The following is a 25849-nucleotide window of genomic DNA, read 5'->3' as shown; positions in this document are numbered from 1 at the left end:
AAATATTATCTTGTTTTTTTGATAAAAAATAGTCACTTTAGTTGTGGATAACTAGCCAAAGAGGATTGGTTATTTGACGGTTAAAACTTAGAAACTTTCAAATAGCTTATTCCATTACAAGATTTCATTGGAAAGATTGTATGGAAATACGACCATCTAAATGTAGAATATGATTAATGACATCCTACAGCGCGCACCGACTGACGAAAAAGAATTTTTTCTAGTCTATCGTTATTGGTATAGGAAATTATATTATTTTTTATACCACAAAACGCAGTGTTCGGATCTCGCTGAAGATGTTGTTCAACAAACGTTTCTGATCGTTTGGGAACGTAAAAATGGGGCAGATCAGCGGGTGCTATTCAGTACACAGCTTTTTCAAATTGCGCGTACCAAGTTGATCGACGAACTTCGCAGACGGGCCTTAAACCGAAAATACGTAGATTTTGAGAAACCTTTTGTGCTGAGCCAGTATGAAGATATGGAAAGACGGATCGCCTACAAAGATGAGTTGGAATATGTCAAAGGGCTGATTGCGCAAATGCCCTTTATGAGGCAGCAGGTCTTTTATCTACATAAGTTTGAAGAGTTGAGTTACAAAGAAATTGCTGTCAAATTATCCATTTCGCCTAAGACCGTAGAGAACCACATCAGCATCGGTTTAAAATTCATTAAAAAATTTTTCAAATTGCTTTAGGGGATAAGGTAACCTTTATTCGTATAACAGTTAAATACCTGCTCACAACTGGGTAGCAACTGTTATGAATCGTAAGCAATTATTAAATAAATTCCTGGCAAATCAATGCTCAGCGGAAGAGGCTAAACTTGTCTTCTCTTGGCTTAATGAGAACCCGAAATTATTGGATGATCTGATCTCGGAGGATGATTGGATGTCCTATATTGCACAGGAGAAAAATGTTAAGCGTAGGAACGGCAATATCTCCAAGATATTTACTGTTTTTGTCGTCTTTGGCTTGCTGTTTTTTTGCTCAAATCTGTTTGAGGAACAGCATGCTCAAATTGCACAAGACATCATCAGGAAGACCTATTATAATCCCTTATCTCGGCCCAAAGAAATCATTACGGACGATGAATCTCATCTTATTCTTTCACCGGGGGCATTGGTGCAGGTCAGAATAAAATCAAATCTTGATTTCAGATATGTAAAGGTCTTGGAGGGAAAAGTTCAATTTGAAGTAGCAAAGGATCCATCTAAGCCTTTTATTGTGGAGAGTGACCAATTGACAACAACTGCACTCGGAACACAATTTATTGTAAACTACACAAGCCGCTCTAAAGACGTTCTTGTTCAGTTGCTGGAAGGGAAGGTACGGGTGGCACATATCATGCAAAGTGCAGAGCATGTAAAAATCCTGAAACCTGGACAGCAAATTCACTTCTCAGCAGCTTCGCAAATGGTTCTTTCCGACTTCGGAAACACGAGTAAAGGAGCTGACCGTGTAGTTAATTTCTTACCACGGCTTATAGGTACAGCGAAAGAAAAAGAATATAGTTACCCAATGACGATTCATCAATCGACAAACTGGTTGGAAATGGAGGAAACTTCCCTGTCCGAAATTATCCAATATATTAATCATGAACTAGATATGCCTGTATCGTATGATTCTTTGCTGGTCAGGAATTATCGTTTAAAAGGACGTTTCCGAAGGAATGCGGCTATGAATTTACAGGATAAAACACAATTGGCTGAGTCCATTCTACAATTGATTGTTGAAGTAAATCCTTTTAAGTTGGAAAAACAACAGAACACATATATACTCAAACCTAAAAAATAGAATTATGGTAAAACTCAACTTAACCAAGAAACCATTTTTTGTTTTGCTGCTCCTGACACTGATGTCCTTTCAATGTCTGGCTGGAACGATCAATGGTATTGTCAAGAATGCTGCCGGACAGCGTCTAGCTGGGGTCAGTATCGTATTGAAAAATGCAGGAAGCAATTTTTCGACGAGCAGTTCTAGTGCGTCAGATGGGAGCTTTCGTTTTGCGGAAGTCCCCAATGCCAAAGGGTATGAATTGACCTTTTCCTATGTAGGTTATCAGACTTATGTAGAAAAAGATGTACAAGTGTCAGTTTCGGGCGCGACAACCCTGTCTATTATCCTGGAGGATCAAGTCAACCAGTTGGAAGACGTGGTGGTGATTGGTTATGGGAAGCAGAAAAAAAGTGATCTGACGGGGGCCATTGCTTCGCTTTCGAGCAATGAGCTAACAAAAGGCGGTGCCGTGAGTAATGTAGGGCAAGCATTGCAAGGAAAAGCTTCGGGAGTAGTGGTAACACAAAATTCGAAAGCTCCCGGAGGGAGTACATCTATCCGGATCCGAGGAACCAATTCCATCAGTGGAAGTAACGATCCATTGTATGTTATTGATGGTTTCCCTACAAATAATGGGATCAATATCAACCCAGATGATATCGCCTCCATGGATATTCTCAAAGATGCGTCAGCAACAGCGATCTATGGATCCAGAGGTGCAAACGGTGTTATCATCATTACGACGAAACGAGGTAAGACAGATCAAAATAATATTACTTATAGTGGTTATGTGGGGACGCAAAATCCAATTAATCCCTTTAGATTTCTTGATGGCAAGCAATACATGAACCTCGCTAATGCGCTTTATAAGGAGATTGAAGGTCAGGAAAACCAAGAAAATGCAGTGTATACTAAATCACAGCTTGAGTCTGATGTGAATACCGATTGGGTCAAAGAGACCATGCGCAACAGCATTTTGCAGAATCATAATCTACAGTTTTCAGGAGGTGGTGAGAAAACAAAAGTATTGACAAGTCTGGGGTATTTTGATCAAAAAGGGATTTTGAAGACAACGGATTTTAACCGGGTATCGGGACGTATCAATGTAGATCAAAAAGTTAACGATTTTATTCGAGCTGGTGCAACTTTGTCTGCCCAGCGTGAGAAATCCAACATGCAGGTATATGATGGAAATATTCTGAATTCGAATGTTCTGTATAGTATATTGACTTATGACCCAACGGTTCCAGTGTATAATGCTGATGGTAGCTTTGGAAGGCCTCCAGGTGGACAAGGTGATAATCCATTGGCCAACTTAATTTCTCGAATCAACGATGTGCAACGCGACAAATTAAACGGAAATATCTTTGTGGAAGTGAATCCGATCAAGGAACTGACATTACGGATGAATGCCGGTACCGAGATTACCCACGATCAATTGGGCAGCTATCTGACCAGAGATTCTTATCAAGGGGGAATTGATGACGGTGTCGCTAGTCAGGCCGATTTCAATGAAACACATAATCTAATTGATTTTTATGCAACATATGCAAAAGTATTTAACGAAAAGCATAGCTTGAACGTGATGGGCGGTTATTCGTACGAAAAATATGTGCGCAACAATAAAGGGATAAACGTGAAAGGGTTCTCAACAGATTTATTGGAATACAATAATTTGGGGATGGCCTCAAGTATTACTGGTGTAAACTCTGCTAAGTCAGAGAATCTCGTGATCTCCTTCTTCGGCCGTGTAAACTATACCTATGATGATAAATATTTGTTAACAGCTACTTTGCGTAGGGACGGCTCTTCACGTTTCAGTCCCAATCACCGTTGGGGAACTTTTCCTTCGGCGGCCTTTGCCTGGAAAATCAATAATGAAGACTTTATGAAAGGGCAACAGTTATTCTCTGACTTAAAGTTTAGATTGGGCTATGGTCAGACCGGAAATGATCGAGTGGCTGATTATGCTTCTTATGGCTTAATGGATAATGGACACTATACTTTTGATGGCGTCAATAATGCTGGTGGTGTAAAACAAAATCCAACTTACCCCGAAAACGATAAACTAAAATGGGAATCTACCACGCAGTATAATGTGGGTGTTGATTTTTCATTCTTTAAAAATAGATTGGCATTTACCTTGGATGCTTATTATAAGAAGACAAACGATCTCTTGATAAGAAGTATACTACCATACTACACTGGATATAGTTCTGGACAACGCAATCTGGGTACGATCAATAATAAAGGATTGGAGTTTTCGGTAACCAGCAAGAATATGACGGGTGAATTTACCTGGGAAACAAAATTGAACTTAGCTATGAACCGCAATAAAGTTTCCAGTCTCGGTGGTGAACCCGATCAACTATTGACTTCTTCAAAACCAATGGGCAATGTCTCGGAGGAGGCTTATTCCGTGATCCGTGTAGGTGAATCGTTAGGCTCCTTGTTTGGTTACAAATATCTTGGTGTAATTCAACAGGGAGAGAAATATGGTCCGCAACCGAACTCAAAGCCAGGAGATCCAAAGTTTGCTGATGTCAATGGCGATGGTACCATAAACTCGGCTGATCGTACCATTATTGGCCGGGGTTATCCGAAACTCAATTTTGGGATGACCAATACATTTACATATAAACATTTCGATCTAACTGCGTTTGTCTATGGAAATGTAGGGAATGACCTGTTGAATATGACGCGTATGAACCTTGAATGGAAGCGTGGTACTGAAGCATTAAATCGCTGGACACCGACGAATACCAATACAGATATCCCAAGAAATGGATTTTATTATATGAGTTATGGCGGGTATATCAATGATCATTTTGTTGAAAATGCATCTTTCTTACGCTTACGGAATTTGACATTGGGTTATACTGTTCCATTGAGAACGAAAGCAATTCAATCCATCCGTGTGTACGGCATGGCGGAAAACTTATTTACAATCAGTAATTACTCCGGTTGGGATCCAGAGGTGGATACCAAAGGTTATGAAAATGATGCGTTGGTAAAGAATAGATCCGGAAATAATCAGAGTGCTAATGCCGGTGTGGGATTGGACTTCAATTCCTATCCTTCAATGCGTTCATTTACTTTTGGCGTTAGTGCCACATTTTAATATGTAACACCCAAAATTCTATACGACATGAACAAGATTAAAACGAATATAAAATATATGCTGGGGATAGCTGGGCTAGCCTCTATTCTTACGGGAAGTTTGCAAAGCTGCACCAAACTCGAACCAAAGTTATATAGCGATCTAACAACTAAAAACGCCTATTCAACAGAAAGCGATATTAATGCGGCCTTAACAGGTATATATACAAGTTTGTCACCTTATCCCGGTGATGCTTATCTATATTATGCGGGATATCTGGTAATGATTACAGATTATGCAACTGACATAGGGTTTTCTACAGCAGCTGGAGATCCCACACGGATGAGTAATTTTACATACGATGACAATAACCGGTATTTTAAGTTCAATTACCAAAATATGTACCAGGTTATCAGTAATGCCAATATGCTGATTGACCGTATTGAAAATGTAACGATCTCTGAGGGACGTAAAAAGGAAATTATTGCACAGGCGAGATTTCTGCGCGCATTATCCTATATGGATCTAACAGATGCTTGGGGGCCTGTGCCGCTAATTACTACGGTTAAAAACCCTACAGAAAGCTACAATGAGCCCTTGGCTCCCGTTGAAAAAATAGACGCGCAGATTGCAGAAGATTGTCAATATGCAATGGATAACCTTCCGGAAAAATGGACTGCCGAAATTGGACGCGCGACAAAAGGTGCCGCGCTTACGTTGATGGGCAAAATGTATATGCGTTCACATAACTATGAAAAGGCAAAGGTTTATATTGATCAGGTACTGGCGCTGCGGAACAAAGGTATATATAAATTAAACCCTGACTTTAAGAAAGAATGGTCTGATGACAATAAGGTGGATATGGGCTTGATCTTTGGTGTTCTACATGAACCTACATTAAATGGAGGCGAGATTACAAATCACTTTGGTCCAACCGATAATCCAGAGGTACCGGATAGATGGCAATATTACGGTGTATCATTGGATTTTTGGCGGAAGTATAGTGATCTCGATCCTCGGAAAAAATTCTTCTATTACAATTACGAGGGTAAAGCGGCACGTGATAAAAATACGAAACATGGTTTTTTTTACATGTTACCAGCAAAGGGGCAAACAACACCGCCTAGTGACACCGTTAAATTCCTTCAGAATGTTGCTACAAAAAAATATTCCTATGAAATGGTTAACAACTCCTATCTTGATGGACGGACCATACAAGTATTTCGTTTAGCGGATGTGATTTTGTGTAAAGCGGAAATTGAAAATGCATTGAACGGACCCGCAGCGGCATTGCCTTACATCAATGAAGTTCGCAAACGGGCTGGTGCACCAGCTTACGGTGATCATCCAAACTTCCCAGTACCGACAAGTAAGGAACAGATGATCGATGCATTGGTGGATGAACGTGGTTTTGAACTGGTATTCGAGTATAAAAGACGCCAAGACTTGATCCGATTGGGACGTTATGAAAAAGTGAGTAATGCCTATCTTAAAGGTCGCGGATTGAGGGAGAATGTTACTGAAGCAATGCGGTATTTTCCTTATCCATTGGAAGAGGCCCGTTTACATCAGGAAATGACTGCAGCAAATCCATCACGATTGCCTAAATAATAATAAGACGGAATAAAAAAATATGTGCAGATGAAATTCTTCAAAGCAATTATCGTATTAACGGCCATAGTGGCTGCCTCTGCCGGTTACTATTATTACAGCAATCAGGTAGAAATCGAAACGATTGAACTCACATCACCCAATAACCTACCCCTCGATGAGGATATTCATGTACGTCTGAACAAAGCTGCGGATGCTTATGTCGAATATTGGAAAGAGGATGGTGGGCAGGTCCATCAAACTGTTGTGTCGAAATCGTCATTGAATCATAACTTTCATCTCCTGACGCTGGAACCTAATAGCAGCTACAAATTTCGGGTAGTCATCGATCAGATGATCCCTGTTAAATCCAGTGAACAGTCTTTTAAGACAAGACCGCAATCGCCATGGATGGTGCATGACTGGATCAAAGGCGACCATCCACATGATGAAAAAGCGCTGGGGAATGGCCTGGTATTATTATGTTATCGCGGTTATCCAGGCTATATGGCTATGGTCGATGGTAAAGGAACGATCCGATGGTATTGGCAAGATGAGAAATTGGGCGTGCGCCTGGCTTCATTAACACCAAGAGGAACAATTCTAGCCTTACTGGCTCCTGCAAGTAAGGATGAATTCAATAAGCCCAATCAACCGAGTAAGAAATCAACCAATGCCAGTTATTATCTGCGCAGCGGAAGGATCGGATTTGTAGGCGGAACTGTATTGGTGGAGATTGATCTGACAGGGAAGGAAATTACCCGAATCGATCTGGATAAAAAAGGGATCGTCATGCATCACGATGTACAGATGGATAAGCAAAATAATATCGTTGGTATCGTCAGGGACTTTAGAATAGATGATAGACCCGGTCATCCAAAAGATACGCTCTGGGGAGACGCTATATTGACCATGGATACCAAAGGCAATGTGTTGAAAAAATGGTCCCCCTGGAAAAAATGGGATATTCAGAACGATAAAAAATTGGATAGCCTAAAACATGACCGATTCCACTTTAATACTATTTCCTTTGACAGGGACAGCAATTACCTCACTTCTTCACCAATTGAAAATCAGGTTTGGAAAATTGATGCGAAAACGGGCGATATCCTCTGGAAACTAGGAAAGGACGGTGATTTTAAATTGAAGGAAAAAGACTTGTTCTATTTTCAGCATGCACCGCATATCACCAAAACTGGTGAACTGCTTCTTTTTGATAATGGCGATTTCTCCCCTCGTGATAGTACAACGGCCAATAAACAGTCCCGTGCTATCGCCTTCAACCTTGACCAAAAGAACAAAACGGCAACATTAGCTTATGCAGCCCCTATTCCTAAAAAACAATTTACTGCGAGAATGGGAAGTGCTTATGAATTGGAGAATGGCAATCTGCTGCAAACAAGCTCAAAGACAGGATCAGTACTCATAACAGATAAAAAAGGTAAAGTACTCTGGGAGTTAAATGCCTATTTTATACCTTATCGTGCCCTGTATGTCTCCGAAGGAATTTGGAATAAATATCGAAAAAACTAATGCATAAAAAAGTATAAGATCATCTTGAGCTGAGTGTGGTATACATCCGGTATAAGCACTTTCGCTCAAGGTGACTTTAATGGCAATTAATAACTATTTACGTGTACTGGTTTTTGGGTACACCTAACACCTTGTATGATGAAGAAAAGAACAGCCTATAGTAAGCTGGCAACAATCCTTGCCGTATCATTATTCGTAAACGCTGTCCATGGACAGCTGGCTTATCCACCTGAAAAGCAAAAATGGGATGCGGATCAACTTGGTAATCACCGTGCGGTTCTCAAGATAAACACAGATCAAAAAGAGGTTCAATCCGTTATTCCTTGGCGTAACCGATGGGTTGAGGCCAATCAAGAGGTCATAATTGTTGATAGTGCAAGTAATAAACAGGTAACGTCGATTAATTATCTCTGGATGAATGCAGAATCGGGTGGCTTACGTTTTCGTCCGACTTCAGGCAAGGGAATATATTATGTTTATTATTTACCTTATAAAATGGGTGGACGTAGCCGAAATTATCCGGATGCGATTTACTTGAAAAATTCGACGCCAGCACCCGTTCAAGCTGCAAAAAATGACGCTATTAGTTCCAAAGGTATCACTGTTGAACGGTTTGAAGCCGTAGATCAGTATAATAGCAATGATCCCATGGAAGTGCTGGCTACTAAAGCGGAGATCAAAAGCTTCTTGAACAGCAATACAAAAGAAGATTATTTTGTTTTTCCTGAAAGACGGGAGTCTCCCATCAAAATGGAAAATAACCTCCCACAACTGTGGATGACGAAAACTAAGGTTCCGAATCAACTGGAGGTAAATGCGCAAAAAGGCGAATACTATGCTTTTCAATTGGGATTGTGGTCGCCGAAGCGAGATCTTCAAACAGTTCAGGTATCATTTTCGGATTTTAAGTCTAGCGATGGGACAATTATTGCTGCCAATAGCTTGAACTGTTTAAATACGCAAGGCACGGCTTATACGGGAGAGGCGATGCATTTGACAGTGAATGTACCTGCGAACAAGATACAAGCCCTTTGGTGTGGCATGCAAGTACCGGAAAATATTCCGGTGGGGACTTATGTCGGCACAGCCACGGTAAAAGCAAATAATGCTACAGCCAAGAAGGTCAAGCTTGTATTTCATGTGTCGGACAACGCCAGTGGACTGGCAAGTGTTGATCAGCCCTGGAAAATGACACGATTGCCCTGGCTGAACTCAACGCTGGCACAAAAGAATACTGTCATTGCGCCCTATACGCCAATTGCTTTGACAGCTGATTCAACCTTACAGCTCTTGGGACGTGAAGTTAAGTTGAGCGCAACTGGTCTGCCCAAACAGATCAGTACATTTTTTACGCCCGAAATGACATCGATCTCAACAAAGCCAAATACATTGTTGTATGAACCAGTACATTTTCATTTTTATCGTGCCTCAGACGGAAAGGAAATACAGCTCCAAGCTGCCGGCGTTCAATTTAAAGAGAAAAATGAAGGTGAATATCGTTGGATAGCCAAAAATGAATCGGCCGACCTGACGATGGAAGTGGAGGGGAAACTAGAATTTGATGGTTATTTGCATTATGTGGTTAAACTAATAGCGTTAAATGATATCAATTTAAAAGATATCAATATGCATATTCCGGTCATGCCTGACAAAGCAAACTATTTTATGGGGCTAGGACAGAAGGGGGGGAAGCGACCGGAACAGCTTTCGTGGAATTGGGATGTCGCAAATAAGAATCAAGACGGTGGCTGGATTGGCGCCGTAAATGCAGGACTTCAGTTTTCACTGCGCGATGAACATTATTCACGGCCACTTAACACAAACTTCTATCTTCAAAAACCATTGGTGCTACCAACCTCCTGGGGTAATGAGAATAAAGGTGGAATAGATATCGGTCTCAAGGGCAAATCGGTTTTGGTCAATAGTTATAGTGGTGAACGTCAGCTAAAAAAAGGAGCAGTACTTTATTATAATTTTAACCTATTAATTACACCGTTCCATCCGATAAATACTGAAGCACAATGGAATGAACGCTATTATCACGCTTATAAACCAGTGGATTCGGTCCTGGCAAGTGGATCCAATGTCATTAATATCCACCATGCTAATGTGATCAATCCCTATATCAATTATCCATTTATCGCGACCAAAGAGATGAAGCAATATATTGATCAGGCACATCATGCAGGATTGAAAGTGAAGATTTACAATACAGTACGCGAGGTTTCCAACAGAGTGTACGAGCTCTATCCTTTGCGGAGCCTAGGCACGGAGGTATTTTCACCGGGCAAGGGTGGTGGCTATTCTTGGTTGCAGGAACATATGGGAAACAATTACCTTGCCGCTTGGTATGTGCCCGAATTTAAAGATGCTGCCATTATCAACAGTGGTATGAATAGATGGCACAACTATTATGTGGAGGGTATGAACTGGCTGGTAGATCATATTGGTATTGATGGAATCTATCTGGATGATGTTGCTTTTGACCGCGTAACAATGAAGCGCATCAAGCGGGTATTAACCAAAAATGGGAAATCTGGTCTGATTGATTTACACTCTGCGAATCAATATAATAAAAGCGATGGCTTTAACAACAGTGCAAATCTCTATCTCGAGCATTTCCCTTATATCAATAGATTATGGTTTGGAGAATATTTTGATTACGAAAATAACCAACCTGATTTCTTCTTAACAGAAGTAAGTGGGATCCCTTTTGGATTGATGGGCGAAATGCTTCAGGATGGCGGTAATCCTTGGCGCGGAATGATCTATGGTATGACTAATCGGATGCCTTACCAAAAGCTGACACCGAAGGATTTATGGAAAACCTGGGATAATTTTGGCATCAAAGGAAGCAATATGATTGGTTATTGGTCACCAAACATTCCGGTAAAGACAGATAACGAGAAGGTATTGACAACAGTCTATAGCAGATCTGGAAAAGCAATGGTCGCTATAGCGAGCTGGGCCGATACGGATGTTGATGTGCAACTAGCTATTGATTGGGATAAACTAGGTATTGATCCGAAAAAGGCGAAATTGTCGATTCCAACAATAGCCGATTTTCAGTCGGGTACAGCATATAAATTTGGAGATAAGATTTCTATTGCGAAGAATAAAGGAATCATTCTTTTAATAGAATAATAGCCGTAGTCTGGATATAGCGAGGAGCTATTTTAGGTTCCATGGGGAGTAAGGGCGGGGGCATGTTGTTGTCGAAATTGCCGGAAGTTATAGGGAAACTTTTGGTAGCTATTGAATTAATGAATAAATACATATTTCAATGAAAAAATGGATAGTGATATTATTGCTGGGGAATTGTATGCTCACGGTATTGGCACAGCAGCCCGCAAGGATTTCTGAAGTAAAAAAGCGTTATACGACTTATCCGTTTTCGGATCCAGACCCGATCGCTTCACCACAGAAACTTTATCCTTATTTTCGATTTGACGGTTTTACAAATACTGCCATTGAAAAGGAATGGAAGACCGTGATCTTGGAAAATGATTATATCCGTGTTCAGGTTATGCCCGAAATTGGGGGCAAGATCTGGTCTGCCTATGATAAAGTAGGAAAGCGTGATTATATCTATAACAATGGGGTTGTGAAATTCAGAGATATTGCGATGCGGGGACCTTGGACAAGCGGTGGTATTGAAGCGAATTATGGAATTATTGGCCATACCCCCAATACGTCTACTCCTGTAGATTATCTGTTACAGAAGCATGCCGATGGCAGTGTTAGCTGTTTTGTCCATGCTTTTGATCTTTTGAGCCGTAGCAACTGGACTATGGAAATTCGCTTAGAAAAAGACAAAGGTTATTTCTCCACGCGTTCTTTCTGGTCCAATAGCAATGCTGTCGAACAACCTTACTATACCTGGATGAATCTAGGGGTGGCGGCTGGCGAGGATTTGAAGTTTTTGTATCCAGGGAATCAATACATTGGTCATGATGGGGATGCACATCCATGGCCCATTGACGATAAAGGACGTGACCTATCCAATTATCGTGAAAATGCCTTCGGCAGCTCGAAATCTTACCACGTCCTTGGCGCACATAGCAAGGCCTTCGGGGTATATTATAGGGGACATGATTATGGTATGGCCCGATATGCCCTGCGTGAAGATAAATTGGGCAAGAAAATATTTCTGTGGTCACAAGCAGGCGATGGGCAGATCTGGGAGAAGCTGCTGACAGATCAGAGTGGTCAATATGTGGAGATCCAAAGTGGTCGATTATTCAATCAAAATGTGCCGTCAAGTAGTTTAACGCCATTCAAACAAATCGGATTTGCCCCCTATCAGGGCGATGCATGGACGGAGTACTGGATGCCTTTTGCTGGGATAGGCGAACCGAAAGGTTTTCAATTATCTGCTGCACTACAGGTGAAGCTAGAAGCAAAAAAACTACTGTTGACCGTCGATCCCAAACGACCGCTACAGGACAGTATCTTTGCGCTTGATAGTAATGGTATGATGCTGGGGGGAAACTATCTGTCCGCTCAAGTGGGTGAGGTAAAACACATTGCTTTGGAACTAACAAATGAAAATGTTCCCTCTTATCTCAAAATAGGGAAAGATTATTTTGATTTAAAACAGAATGAGCTAGCTGCTGCATTGAATCGACCTACTGGATCAAATAGTGGAGTAGCGATAGATAGCAATCAAACCAAACTATTTGAAGTGCGGGACTTACTCCGGTTTAGGCAATATGGTGTAGCGGAAAACTTGTTAAATAGGTTGATGGAAAAGCAAGTCCCCAAATTGGATTTTTTGTTGGAAAAGGCCAAACTTGCTTGGTTCAGAATGGATTATAGGCAATGTTATGACTATGCAGGTCAGGCATTGGCGATTGATACATACCATGCTCCCGCTAATTATTACTATGGTCTGGCTGCGATTAAGTTGGGAAAGACACATGATGCTTTGGACGGATTTGAAGTTGCCTCCTTAGATCCTACATGGCGTAGTGCTGCTTATCTACAGCTTGCCAAGTCCCATTATCGGATTAAGCAGGATGAGCCCGCGCTCGCCTATGCTGAAAAGGCGATACTGGCAAACGCCTTAAATATAGATGCACTTCAATTGCAGCTGCTTATTCAGAAGCGAAAAGGAATAACGTTGGATACGGCTTTGTATCAACGCATTGCTCAATACGATCCTTTTAATGCCTTTATTCAATTTGAAGAGAAAAATGAGGTGTTATCAAGACAGGAATTCGCTTCGGAAAAATGCTTTGAACTGGCTATTTGGTATGCCGATCTACACGAATATAAACGTGCTACTACCATACTCAGTAAGAATAAACCGCATACGGAGATGCTATTATGGCTGGCTTGGCTGACCAAAGATGAACCTATAGTGAGCAAGGGCTATCTAACACGTGCCGCAGCAAGCAGCCCCGCCTTTGTGTTTCCTTTTCGAGAAGAAAGTGAACTTGTGTTTGAATGGGCAGGAGAACAGCTCAAAAACTGGAAAGTAGCTTATTTGAAGGCCTTACTTTATCGTTTCCGAAATCAAGGGGAAAAAGCGAAGCAACTATTAGATGCTGTGACGACTGAACCGTCGGATTTTGGTGCTTACTTTGCCCTGAAATCCAGTCTTGGGGAAGATAAACAGATCGATATGTCTATTACAGCTATGCGACAAGCGGTAACCACGGAGCCAAATGAATGGCGATATGGTCTTCGTTTAGTTGAATTATTAAATAAAGGAAAACGGTATGACCTGGCGCTTCAGGTCAGCACGAAGTATCGCCAAGCATTTCCAAAGAACTATATACTGACCTTGGCACATGTACGGACTTTGTTGTTGAATAAAGAATATCAGCGCGCTGAAGCTGAATTGCAAAAGATCGAAATCCTTCCTTTTGAAGGGGCAACCGAAGGACATAACTACTATGTACAGACCAAATTAATGCTGGCCTATCAATACCTGCAGCAAAAAAAGTATAAGGAAGCGAACCTGAAGGTGGAAGAGTCAAGAGCTTGGCCATCCCAACTCGGTGTAGGTGAGCCTTATCCGGATGAAAAAAATGAAATTTTGGCAGATTGGTTAGCAGCATATCTACAAAAGAAAATGGGAAATAGTACCAGTGAAACAAATCTTCTGCAGCAGATAAGCCAACGCAAACAGTCCAAAAATAAGTACGAATCTCTACTTCAACAGGCAGCTATACAGCAATTAGCAAATAGGGGAGTTACTGTCAGCAGCGGGGAAGCTGCCCCTTTAATAGATCAATCAAATGCTGTCTTTTTTGATCAGATACAAAAAGATAATTTAACAGTGTATTGGCCGGAGTTGATCCGACGAATTTATTTTGAACTAGATCAGCGCATGTTTTAATTCTCTTCGCCGTTGATAGCTGGAAAAGGAGGAAGCTTTTAATGTTTTTTTGTAATCGATAAAAAAGATGTAAATTTAATTAAGCAAAAGATTAAATAAATGGTGAGAATGGTCCTTAGGCAACTTTACTTGATATTGTTGGTCATCGCGTTTTGCCAATGTCGTGGTAGTAGCAATGCTGTAGCAAATAACGGAAAGCTTCAGCTAGGAGTGGATACGATGGAAAAAGTGCAATCTGTTACAGGGCAGTTTAAGTCAAACAACCGAGTTATTCAGTTAAGTTCAGCAATGGAAAAGCTACTTTTTGTGCTTAACAAAGGTAATATCTACCTTCCTGAAAATGGTTTTTTTCTGCAATTGAGTCAGACGGATGCCAAGCGTCTTGGTAAAGATTATATTTTATTGATCCCCCTTTTTTCCGATAGAGGAAGTTTATTGTATAATTATGATCAGGACTTTACGTTTGAGATAATCGCTGTGCCAGGGATGGAAAACTGTTATTATACAAAGAACGTAGCGTTTTTCAACGCGCATAACAAGGATAAGATTGCGTCTGAAAATGATCTTTATCCAGCCTCTATTTTTAATAATCCTACGTTGAAGGATACAATAGAGTGGGCAGTTTTTACGGATTATCGTGATCTGAGAGATCTGCCGCAATGGATAGATAACTTAGACAACAAACAGGAAGTTATAGTTCACTATGTGGGCTGTGCTGAAACACCTGATGGAGGTCATGCAATACATGATTATAGGCCTACAGCGGTAGCTGATCTTGCGAGAAAACGGTTGAATGACGTCGGTAATAAGATGGAATCATTGGGAGTGCCGAAGGAGGAGGCTTCAAAACATGAATGGAAAACTTGGTTAGGTAAGGTGATTAATCTTAATCCGAAAGATCAGTTTCCAAAAGGAGGGGCGAGGGTATGGACGAAGACCTTTAAGGAAAATACGCATGGACTATTTGCCTGGGATGAAACAAACGACAAAATCATCAGGTTACACCCACAACCAGATTATCTTAATTTTAAGGATCAGCAACTGTTGTCTATCAACCCCAGTGACAGTAGTATACAAGTCAGTACAATTGCTTCTTCAAAACAACCAAATGCCCAGGAATTCTTCGACTTTAGAGTTGAAAATGGAGCACTATTTACCATTAATAAACTATTCCAATGGGGACATTACAGTGTGGAAGCGGCCAATGGAAAAACCACATTCTATAAGGAAAGAGCCTCTAAAAAATTGCTACCAGTGGTACGGGATATAATTATCGATCAATGCTATATGGCTCCGGAACATAGTTATATCCTTTATCATAAGGACAGAACGATGAATTATGAAATGTTATGTATTAACAGTAGGACAGGAGCAATCGTTGCGCAAAAATCATTAGATGGATTTTTGACAGAAGCACAGATAGCCAAAGGAAAAATCGAGTATTTGCCATTTGCGACAATGAACCGAACTACCGAAAACTTTCCGTTGCTGTTTAAAATAAATGAGGTTGTCTACCACATGTTACTCAATAATAAATTGATGCCTATTGAAACTGCGAAGTTGCCAGCGAATTTACCGTGGCATCCAAGCTTTTTGTCTGTTGATAAGCATGCCTTTTATTTTGATAAAGTCGATAATGAGCTGCAGTTCTATCCGGTCGATCACAGAGAGTCTATGCCATCAGTCAAATTAGCGGATCAGGTTTTTGATCGCTTTATGCTGGTTCCAGATGGGGGTAATTTTCGTTTTTTTTATGAATATGGGGATGCGTTTACACATGGTATAAAGACTATTTTAATTAATGGGGCTACATTTAAACAAGAGGGAGAAGCCGAGCGTGTTTATTCTTATGTTCCCTTGGAAACAGAATCCAGTGACAATACACCTAATAATTTAAAAGCTTTTAAAATTGGAAAGAAATGGATTGTTACTTTTATGTTGGAACAGGAGCTGATCGTGACGGAAATTTAATTTATCAGTCGTTCTTCCATTGTTTTAATGGACAATGGAATTATGTGTTATAAAAATAAAGCCCACTTAATTACTAAAATTGAGTGGGCTTTATTTTTTTGTCGGGATGGCCGGATTTGAACCGACGACCTCCAGCACCCCATGCTGGCGCGATACCGGGCTACGCTACATCCCGAATTATTCCAATAGATATAGATCTGATCATCCTAAACTTGATTTTTCAGGAATAATTTTTGGTGGTGCTAAAATAATAATTATTGACAAAAAATAAAATCTAAATAAAAAAATAGGATATCCAAACAAATGGTCGGACATCCCTATTCTTTTAATTTTATTCGTATCCTCCTGTGAACTTTTTTCAAAAAGTTTCAGAGGACTTTTGTTATTGTAACAACTTCTTTTGAAACTGTTTTTTGAAAAATTGCAGTTAGAATTTATACCCAACCATAATGCCGACGGTTTTGTTTTTGGCATCCAAAGTTTTGTCCACACTTGTGAATCCATGGCTGTAATAAGCGTCTACTGTAAAGCTACTAACGTCAATGCCGATTCCTGCTCTTCCATCAAGAGAGAATTTCTTATAATCTGTAGCTGTGCTGGATTTGACAGTCTTTAGATCATAATTTAATTGTGGTCCCAATAGGCCACGAAGGCTGAAATCACCATTTTGCAAAAATGTATAACCGACTTGGAGTGGAAGATTGATCTGATAGAATTTAGGCGTCTTTTGTGTGTTTTCAAAAGTATATTCTTTTCGCAATAGACTAGCTCCGATGCCTGGTTGGAAGAAGATACGATCTCCAATCCGTGCAAATGCAGCAACAGAAACCCCTACTTTGCCGTTATTGTCTTTAACGGATTTATTGCCAAATGACGTCATGTGATAGTTGCTCCCTACTTGTATACCATAGGTAACTTCCTGTGCTTGTACTGTACCTGTTATTCCTAGTAATGTCAATGCCACTAAGGCCGCTTTGATTGTTGTTTTCATCTTTGATACTATTTTTTTGTTATCTAGTTTTTCGTGTTCTTTTATTCTATGACAACGGAAAATCAGTATACCCTTAGAAAAAAAACATTTTTCTATTTTTAGATAATTAACTTTAGTTCCAATCTTACATAGCTGATAGCGCATTGTCATCATTTAATTCGACTGGATGTACATATTGAAGGGTAAACTCGGGTATATCGAGAGGATCATGGCAGTTTATACTGAAGAATTATGTTCTCGGGTATATATGGATGGTAGGAGGACGATTGTACATATTGATAGTTGACTTCAGGTGTTGAAATGGTTTTTAAAGACTGTTTATTAGTAAGTTGATGGAGCGTTATTATCAGCGAGAAAAAAAAGTAAAAAATAAATAAGGGTAATGCCTACTTGTGTTGTCTTAGTATAAAGTAGATTGTTTAATCAAATGGTAGATTTGGCCAATGTCGGAAAATAAAGAAAAGAATTTCGAGCAGCTTTTTCGAGCGCATTACAAGGAATTGCATCGTTATGCTTTTAGATACTTGGGGGATAGTGATGGTGCTGAGGAAGTCGTACAGCAAGTATTTCTGAGGTTATGGGAGAAAGATTGGGAAGAGCAGATTCATACTTCGCTGAAAGCTTACCTTTATCGTGCTATCTATAATGAGAGCATGAATGTCCTCAAAAAGGAACAACGTAAGTTCAAATATCAGTCTTATGAACAACATCGACAGGAATGGGAGCCTGCGGTGGATGAAAGTAGTAAGGACTTGGATAAAAAACTAAGGGTTGCCCTGGCTGAACTGCCTGAAAAAAGTAGGACGGTGTTTGAGTTGAGCCGTTTTCAGGAGATGAAATACAAGGATATTGCAACAACATTGGATCTTTCTATAAAAACAGTCGAAGGACATATGAGTAAGGTCTTGCGTCATCTGCGTGTTGAGCTTATGGATTATTTAACATTGATTATTTTCTATCTTATCTATATACTATGAATAAGGAATTACTGGAAAGATATATCGTTGGGGAAACTAACGAAGCAGAGAATAATTTGGTACAACGCTGGATGGAGGAAGATCCTGACAATAAAGCGGAATACCTAAAAGTGAAAAATGTATTTCTATCTTATCTATATGCTATGAATAAGGAATTGCTAGAAAGACATATGGTCGGGGAAACGAATGACGCTGAAAGTAGGATCGTAGAGGAATGGTTGGAAAAAGACGCTAATAATAGGGAGGCATATTTGCAAATGAAAAAGTTATGGGATAGTCTACCTAAACCCCTGGAGGTTCCAGAAGTGGATGTGGATAAGGCTTGGATGGATTTTAAAGTTGTTAGGGACAGGAGAACATCGGAACCTACTGAAATCCCCAACAGGAAAACGCACCTGATTCAATGGAATTGGTGGGCCGCGGCGAGCATTTTGTTGGTCTGCATGGTTGGATTCTATGTATTTGACCGTTCACAGCGAAAAGAAATGCATCTTGCTAGCCAAGAGACGGTACTTCAAAATTCACTACCCGACGGGTCTATGGTGACACTCAACAAAAATACGGAGTTAGCTTACTCAAGCACCTGGAGCAATAAAAACAGAAATGTGGAATTGAAAAAAGGAGAGGTGTTTTTTCAGGTACAAAAAGATAAAAAGCATCCTTTTGTAATCGCGACAGGTAATACGAAGATCACGGTACTGGGGACAAGTTTTAATGTGCGTCGCATTCCCAATGCAACGGAGGTCATCGTCGCCACGGGATTGGTCAAAGTGGCCTATGCAGATAAAGAGATTTTACTGCGACCAGATCAGATGCTGACGATCAGAGATCTAGATACCATGAAAGTTGAAAAGAAACCCGTTCAGGATAAATTCTATAAATACTATGTAGACCGTGAGTTTAATTTTGAAAATACACCTTTAAAGAGGGTTGCTGAGGTGCTTAGTCACGCATATGATTATAAGGTTATGATAGATGATCCTGCTCTTGAAAAAATACCATATACAGCCGAATTTAAACAAAATAGTTTGGCAGAAATACTCAAGGTGATGGCAAAGAGCTTGGACTTAAAGATTGAGGTCCAGGGTAAAGAAATCCACTTAACAAGTAATAAAAAGCAATAACATGTTTTCGAAACAAAATTGTACAGATAGCATCATGATACTATTTTTTATAAAGCGAATCAGGTTTTATATCCTATTCTCTCTGCTATGCTCCTTTCATTGGGGGCTAGCGCAGCAAAAGCTTGCTGCTGAAATTCAAATGCCTGCTTTCTCTAAAGCAACGGTTGGCGAAGTCTTTCAGCTACTAAAGGAACGGCAAGATGTGTTGTTTTCCTTCAATGGAAATATTTTACAGATGGATAGTGTCATTTACCCCAGGGCTTATAAGGGAAATTTATATGATTATCTCGATGGGATTTTGGGTAAGGAATATAGCTTTAAAGAATTAGGCAAACATATTATTGTTCAATATACGCCACAACGGATGTCGGTTGATTTTGAAGTACAGACCCCGAGGAAAGACAAGGTTGTGATCACAGGGTATATCAAAAATATCCGAACCAATAATCCGATATCCAATGCAAGTATTTTCGACCGAAGCGCTTTGCTATCTACGTTAACAGACAAAAATGGTTATTTTGAATTGGATGTCAAGAAAAAAAGTAATCTGATCGCAGTGAATGTGAGTAAGGAGATGTTTCGGGATACCAGTGTAATGGTTATTTTTCCTATTGAAGCAAAAATAGGAGATAAAAAGAAACGGCAATACGGTTATTTCGAAGGCTATGAAGAAGATCATGGCCTTTATAAGTCTTTTTTTGGCCGGATATTCCTGTCTCCTGCCCAACAGATACAGAGCATGAATCTGGGTGGTATGTTTTTGTATAGTCCTTATCAAATTTCTATGACACCCGGATTAAGCTCGCATGGATTTATTCGATCACAGATTGTCAATAAGTTTTCATTAAATATTATCGGCGGTGCAACCGCCGGAGTCAGGGGCGTTGAGCTCGGGGGGGTATTCAATATCAACCAATATAATATGCAGGGATTCCAGGTAGCGGGGGTATTTAATACTGTCGGCGGTAATGTTGGTGGAGTACAGTTAGCGGGGGTAGGTAATCGGGTTTTTGGAACCGTTAAAGGTGTCCAGGTTGGCGGGGTATTGAATAAGGCTGATACGGTACGGGGCGTACAGATCGCTGGTGTCGCTAATACCGCAAAGGAAGCTGCTGGAACAACCCAATTAGCCGGTGTATTAAACAATAGCAACGGAGATGTGGGCATCCAAATAGCAGGTATTGCCAATAAGGCAAAAAAAGTAAAGGGATTTCAGCTCGCAGGAATAGTTAATATTGCCGATAGTAGTGATTACCCGATCGGTCTATTAAACCTAATCAAAAACGGAGAAAAAAATCTGTCGTTGGCAATAGACGAGGATAGCTATCTTTCGTTGCAGTTTCGTTCCGGAGGTCGGGTACTCTATAGTGTCTTATCTATCGGTGCGGTTCTTGGTAACGATGGTCCTGCGAAATATGCCTTTGAAGCAGGATTGGGTGCTGTACTGTTGAATAAATCCAAGTTTGCACTCCGTACGGAAATTACCACACGTAATCATTTAACGGATAAATTTAAATCATTGGACAATCACCAATCTTCCTTTCGTGTGATCCCAGCATATAAGTTGACCGATGCGTTATCGATATTTGTGGCACCAAGTTTCAATTATGCTGAGCGGGATGAAGATGCTGTATCAGGCGGTGGTACCCAATGGAAAGCTTGGGGAAGAGACCGTACGAGAAACACGTTTTATGGTGGTGGAACAGCGGGTGTAATGTTAAAATTATAAAACTAAAACTATTTGGGTTGTACAGCTGTTATATAAGTAGCTTTTAAACATTTAACATTTTAGATAAGTGCCCTTTGTTATTTCAACAAAGGGCACTTATGTGTTAACTGGTCTATGAACCAGTATGTATCATTGAGTTGTAAATCTATGTTTTAGTTATGCAACAACTGTAGCAGTCTTCAATACATTCCGATAAGGATAGGAGTGGAAAATATGTCTACGTGCAAATCGTCCCAAAGAGTCGGCATTGACAAATTTTACATAGTCATTTCGTTGGACGCCAAAGTATTCATATTGACTGCCATCATGAAAGGTGATCGTCAATATCTGGGCTTTCCAATCAATATCTTGAATACCTGAATTCGTGATTGTCTCTGTATAGATCGGTAATTGTTGTTCAATTGTCTCGGGGCAGATGCTTACCAAAAAATGATAAGCTTCAATCATTTCTACACTCTTTTGTTCAGCAGCCAAACGACCTTCTTCGTCATTGACAAATTTATCCGGATGACATTCTTTCATGATCGTCCGGTAAGTGGATTTTAGGGTTTTGAGATCCACTGATTTATCCACATTTAACAACTTACGGTAGTCGGCAATTTTTTTCATGGCGGCAAAGATATGCTTAATAATCAGATTATTTGCATTATCCTAGAAATAAGATTATTTTTTACCTAAGGTTTTTACATAGAGCTGTTCAACCTTCTCTCGGGCCCAGGGTGTTTTTCGTAGAAAAGTTAGCGAGGATTTAACACTCGGATTTTCATTGAAACACCGGATGGATATCCTTTGCCCCAGTTCTTCCCATCCGTAATATTCCACTAAATATTCGATGATTGTATCCAACCGTTTTCCGTGTAATGGATTATTGACTTGTTCTTGCATGTTGTAAAGTTAGAAATCTTTGTACACTTTATAATAACTTTTTATTGTGTTGTTATACCATTAAGCTTAATCCAATGGTATTTTAACTAAGAGTTCTTGAGCTGTTCTGCAAGCAAATCAAGCTGTTGATCGAGCTTTTCATCCCAGATATTTCCTACTGCATCAAGTTTTCCTTTCACGCCCTGAATAAGAAGGTTCCTTTCGGAATCAAGTTGAGCACCAAGTCCCTGCATAATACGTTGTAGCTCGGCATGGCCCGTTTCGCCCTGTGCTGATGCGGTAATAATACTGACGGGTTTTTCTGTAAAAATGGTCGTTGCTGCACACCATTCGAGTAGATTTTTCAATCCGCTTGGGACACTGAAAATGTACTCTGGACTGCTGATCAATACCAGATCTGCATCCTGAATGACCTGGCGCAAAGCGATGATTTCGATTGGCGGACGGGATGTACTTTCTTCAGGGTCGAAATGCGGGAGTTCCTTCAGGCGGTCAAAGAGAATAAGATTGACCTCGGGGTTTACTTTATGTTGGAGATGACGTACGAGCTGATGATTGGATGAATGTTCGCTTGCGCTGCCTATTATCGCGAAAATGGTTTTCATTGAATATATTTACTTGCTGGGATTAAAGACCCTGATTGTTTAATTTATTAATTTGCCGACACTTCCATGTCAATTTTACGATGTAAGATTTTGAAGCGACTAATTTACGATTATAGATCCATACGGTTGACATAGTTTTTTGCCTGAAGGTAATTTTTCCGCTCCAGAAAAAATAACAGTACAGTGGGGTACAGCGTGAAAATATGGCTACTATCGAACCTATTTTTAAGTCCCGACAATAGGACCTCACAGATAATCATCACCAAAACAAATAGAAATAGATTGAGTATAATAATTGCTTTTAAATCTCTTTTCCTCGCAAATTGATACCGAATGAAACTGGGATAATCGATCGTCATAAAGGCAAGTTGGGCGAGTAGGAAGGTCATTATTCCAACAAAAAAAAAGATACCCTGGTTAGTATAGGATTGAGTGATTAGCGATTCTAAAGTGATGAAATCTGCGCGGAAATAGAAAAAACAGACAATGCCAAGCAGGATAAAAAGTGAAAACTTATAACCTCTTTTTTCCATTTGGATCAGATTGGTCAATTTATTCAGCGTATCAAACAATTTGCAGATGATGGCAGTGATGACCAAACACACAATACAGTTGATCTGAAAAGTGCCAAAAAGGCCAATGATATCATCCTCTGCGTCTGTCTGTAAATAAGCTCTTCGAATAATTAGAAAGAGACAAAAAATAAGGTTATAAATAGTCGCGTAAAAAGAGACACGTTGTAGCATTAAAAGTCTTCGATCTTGCTTCTGTTCTTCAGCCTGTATTTCTGCTGCTTCGTCAACAGGAATAGCTGTGTGTTGTAAATTGAGTTGTTTTGGGCTATCAGGTTCTACACTGGGAGGATCTGAATGAATGGCCTGGACTTCAGCTATACCTGATACCTGCTCAGAATTGGTTGGTTTCTCAGGATAGGCAATAGGTTCATCAATTTTGCTGTCAACGATTTCGGCCTCTAGTACTTCTTCATTTTCCGGATGAAATTTTTGTGGTGTCAAATAGCGAATAGACTTCCGGAGCAAAAAGATAATAATCGCGATCCAGGCCAATGCAAAGACAGTAATAAATACCCATTTCATCATCAATAAGCGGATACATAAGTAAATTATTGGCGTGATTAAGTAGGCCAAAATTCCTTTTGGACGCATTTTTCGATTATCTTTAAGCCACCGCAATACATAGTAGTTCAGTACAATACAGATAAATAGGGTGATTATAATTTCAGACCACATACAAATAACTATACCTAAAGATAAAAACTTTTTCCTTTTACGGATTAAGTTTATACTTTTGGAAATAGGGACGTAAAATAGCTTGAATACAGATTATATGCTTTGTTATGAGAAATAAAATGGGGTACCGCCTGTTGTGGGAGCGTATTCGTACGGGGGACGAGGCTGCATTTTTTGATCTGTATGGGGCACTTTATCAAGAACTTGTTAATTTTGGAATCCGTACCTGTGGGAATACTGATTTGGCAAGTGAAGCGACGGATCAGGTTTTTGTCAAGATCTGGGAAAAAAGAATGCAGCTTGAACGCGTTGAAAATGTACAGTCCTATCTTATTACCTTTCTAAAGCGGCGTATTCTACGCCTGATCGAAAAGCAACATAAAATTAATACAGCACTTCAGAATGTAAAAGCGGAAGATGAATGGATTGAGATGCCTTATGAAGAGTTTGTAATCAAAGTTCAAACCAATGAGATTATTCAGATCCGTTTGAAAGAAGCACTGGAGAAGTTGTCTTTTCGCCAAAAACAATTGGTCAATCTAAAATTTTTTGAAGGCTATTCGTATGAAAAGATCTCTGAAATCACGCAGATGTCTGTCAAAACGGCGTATAATACGCTTTACGATGCGCTAAAAATATTACGGGAGGAGCTGAAGGACATTTAATGATAATACCGACAACTGTTGTTGTAAGCGAATCATAGCGTATTCGTTAAGTATTATACCTCTTCTTTGTGTTGTTTTTTAAAATAAATAATCTGATTGTCAGTATTTTATGAAATATTTTGTTTTTTTCTTAGGAAAAAGATCTCTTCTTGGGCACTATAGGGTAAATACCCATTAGAATGAGCCAAAAAGATTATAAACAGTTAGAAGATTTTTTGATTGACGATACTTTTCAAAAGTACTGCTCTGGAGAAGATAAAAACTGTATCCTTTACTGGCAACAATACTGCTTAAATCATCCAGAGCAGGTCGAAATGATCCTAAAAGCCAAACGTCTTTACCAAATTTTGGTCGGAAACCGAAAATCTATCCATGAACAGATGGAGAGATTGAAGACTGACCTCCAAAATACGCCAATTGAATCTGCACCTATCCGCCAGATTACATGGCAAAAGTGGGGCGCTATTGCTGCAGTATTTGTCGCTTTGGTCGGAGGCGGATTATGGTACTATACACGTCCTACGAATGCTATTGCTCCACAAACGATAACAAACGTTGGTCAGGTGTATCAGACAAAGAAAGGTGAGAAGAAGACCTTTGAGTTAATTGATGGCAGTACTGTTACTCTCAACTCAGCAAGTAAATTGGAGCTGTCTTCGGATTTTAATGGTGAATTGCGCTTGGTAAGGTTGGTCGGTGAAGGTTATTTTCAGGTCGCAAAGAATAAAGAAAAACCATTTATGGTGCAGGCTTCTGATTTTGATATCAAAGTTTTGGGAACGACCTTCAACGTGAAAAGTTATCCCGAAGAACCAACGGCCGAAGCTGTATTGGTGGAGGGGTCTATTGAGATGAAAAGCAAAGGACAGCGCGAGAATTCCGTTGTTATTAAGCCAAATCAAAAAATTACGATATTTAAAAACCAAACTGAGCTTGCGGTAAATGCAAGTAAAGGAAATAAGCCAACCTTAAGTAAGTTGCCCATTAAGGAAATTGCAATCGAAAATATCCCCGTAGTGGAGTCAAATACCACCGAAATACCAGATATCGCATGGAAAGAAAATAGATTGGAAATCGTGGACCAAGATTTCGAATCTTTACGAAGAACCCTGGAGCGCTGGTATGATGTGGATATTCAGCTTCAAAGTGAAGAATTGAAAAGATATCGCTTCACGGCAACCTTTAGCAAAGAAAATATTACTCAGGTACTGAGTGCTTTACAAAAAGTTGAACCATTTAAATTTGAACTATATGGGAAAAAAATAACTATCTCAGAAAAATAAAAAGGATGGTGGACCAACACCA

Annotated in this window: 18 protein-coding genes and 1 tRNA gene; 13 read left to right on the top strand and 6 right to left on the bottom strand. The window is 39.9% G+C overall.

The annotated features are described in order from the left end of the window. Window positions 1–169: 169 nt before the first annotated feature. The 8 genes from AC07UV_RS11645 to AC07UV_RS11610 all read left to right on the top strand — a co-directional run bounded on the left by AC07UV_RS11645 (window position 170) and on the right by AC07UV_RS11610 (window position 16318). Window positions 170–697 (top strand): RNA polymerase sigma factor, encoded by a 528-nt coding sequence (locus tag AC07UV_RS11645; RefSeq protein ID WP_282253237.1) that lies wholly within the window; start codon window positions 170–172, stop codon window positions 695–697. Between the two features lie 64 nt (window positions 698–761). Next, a complete protein-coding gene (locus tag AC07UV_RS11640; protein ID WP_495183860.1) occupies window positions 762–1796 on the top strand; it encodes a FecR family protein in 1035 nt (344 codons plus the stop codon). A 4-nt stretch (window positions 1797–1800) separates the two neighbouring features. Further along, on the top strand, window positions 1801–4899 hold the full coding sequence (locus AC07UV_RS11635) for a SusC/RagA family TonB-linked outer membrane protein (protein WP_495183859.1): 3099 nt from the start codon (window positions 1801–1803) through the stop codon (window positions 4897–4899). A 27-nt stretch (window positions 4900–4926) separates the two neighbouring features. Beyond that, a complete protein-coding gene (locus AC07UV_RS11630; RefSeq protein ID WP_282253240.1) occupies window positions 4927–6489 on the top strand; it encodes a RagB/SusD family nutrient uptake outer membrane protein in 1563 nt (520 codons plus the stop codon). Window positions 6490–6519: 30 nt separating this feature from the next. Then, a complete protein-coding gene (locus tag AC07UV_RS11625) occupies window positions 6520–8001 on the top strand; it encodes an aryl-sulfate sulfotransferase (protein ID WP_282253241.1) in 1482 nt (493 codons plus the stop codon). A 135-nt stretch (window positions 8002–8136) separates the two neighbouring features. Further along, on the top strand, window positions 8137–11145 hold the full coding sequence (locus AC07UV_RS11620; protein ID WP_495183858.1) for a glycoside hydrolase domain-containing protein: 3009 nt from the start codon (window positions 8137–8139) through the stop codon (window positions 11143–11145). 139 nt (window positions 11146–11284) lie between these two features. Continuing rightward, window positions 11285–14347 carry a DUF5107 domain-containing protein gene (locus tag AC07UV_RS11615; protein WP_495183857.1) on the top strand — a complete coding sequence of 1021 codons (3063 nt, stop codon included), beginning with the start codon at window positions 11285–11287 and terminating at the stop codon, window positions 14345–14347. A 108-nt stretch (window positions 14348–14455) separates the two neighbouring features. Further along, window positions 14456–16318, top strand: a complete 1863-nt coding sequence (locus AC07UV_RS11610; RefSeq protein WP_495183856.1) for a hypothetical protein — start codon at window positions 14456–14458, stop codon at window positions 16316–16318. Window positions 16319–16419: 101 nt separating this feature from the next. Here AC07UV_RS11610 and AC07UV_RS11605 read toward each other — a convergent pair. Together AC07UV_RS11605 and AC07UV_RS11600 are read right to left on the bottom strand one after the other, a co-directional pair. Then, window positions 16420–16493, bottom strand: a tRNA-Pro gene (locus AC07UV_RS11605). A gap of 252 nt (window positions 16494–16745) precedes the next feature. Then, window positions 16746–17309 carry a porin family protein gene (locus AC07UV_RS11600; RefSeq protein WP_282253318.1) on the bottom strand — a complete coding sequence of 188 codons (564 nt, stop codon included), beginning with the start codon at window positions 17307–17309 and terminating at the stop codon, window positions 16746–16748. A gap of 443 nt (window positions 17310–17752) precedes the next feature. Between AC07UV_RS11600 and AC07UV_RS11595 the strand changes: the two genes are divergently transcribed. From AC07UV_RS11595 to AC07UV_RS11585, 3 genes are read left to right on the top strand one after another with little or no spacing between them, the layout of a single operon-like run. Then, complete coding sequence (locus AC07UV_RS11595) at window positions 17753–18286, top strand: RNA polymerase sigma-70 factor (RefSeq protein ID WP_282253319.1); 534 nt, start codon at window positions 17753–17755, stop codon at window positions 18284–18286. Further along, on the top strand, window positions 18283–19410 hold the full coding sequence (locus AC07UV_RS11590; protein WP_495183855.1) for a FecR family protein: 1128 nt from the start codon (window positions 18283–18285) through the stop codon (window positions 19408–19410). The genes AC07UV_RS11595 and AC07UV_RS11590 overlap by 4 nt, the downstream gene beginning before the upstream one ends. A 1-nt stretch (window position 19411) precedes the next feature. Further along, entirely contained in the window at window positions 19412–21139 is a 1728-nt protein-coding gene (locus AC07UV_RS11585; RefSeq protein ID WP_495183854.1) for a peptidase associated/transthyretin-like domain-containing protein, read from the top strand. A 156-nt stretch (window positions 21140–21295) separates the two neighbouring features. Here AC07UV_RS11585 and AC07UV_RS11580 read toward each other — a convergent pair whose 3' ends face one another. The 4 genes from AC07UV_RS11580 to AC07UV_RS11565 form a co-directional block, all read right to left on the bottom strand. Beyond that, entirely contained in the window at window positions 21296–21748 is a 453-nt protein-coding gene (locus AC07UV_RS11580; protein WP_259187265.1) for a KTSC domain-containing protein, read from the bottom strand. A gap of 54 nt (window positions 21749–21802) precedes the next feature. Next, window positions 21803–22024 (bottom strand): VF530 family protein, encoded by a 222-nt coding sequence (locus tag AC07UV_RS11575; protein WP_223584702.1) that lies wholly within the window; start codon window positions 22022–22024, stop codon window positions 21803–21805. A gap of 86 nt (window positions 22025–22110) precedes the next feature. Further along, window positions 22111–22629, bottom strand: a complete 519-nt coding sequence (locus AC07UV_RS11570) for an NADPH-dependent FMN reductase (protein WP_495183853.1) — start codon at window positions 22627–22629, stop codon at window positions 22111–22113. A 110-nt stretch (window positions 22630–22739) separates the two neighbouring features. Next, window positions 22740–23879, bottom strand: coding sequence for a hypothetical protein (locus tag AC07UV_RS11565; RefSeq protein WP_495183852.1), 1140 nt, complete (start codon window positions 23877–23879; stop codon window positions 22740–22742). A gap of 107 nt (window positions 23880–23986) precedes the next feature. Here AC07UV_RS11565 and AC07UV_RS11560 point away from each other — a divergent pair, with 107 nt between their 5' ends. Next, window positions 23987–24544: an RNA polymerase sigma factor gene (locus AC07UV_RS11560; protein WP_282253324.1), complete on the top strand. Its 558-nt coding sequence runs from the start codon at window positions 23987–23989 to the stop codon at window positions 24542–24544. Between the two features lie 179 nt (window positions 24545–24723). Then, a complete protein-coding gene (locus AC07UV_RS11555; RefSeq protein ID WP_495183851.1) occupies window positions 24724–25827 on the top strand; it encodes a FecR family protein in 1104 nt (367 codons plus the stop codon). Window positions 25828–25849 lie beyond the last annotated feature (22 nt).

Source organism: Sphingobacterium sp. GW821-FHT03E03 (assembly GCF_059420745.1).
Note: the sequence above shows the minus strand (reverse complement) of the source record. Positions and strands in the feature narration are given on the sequence as shown.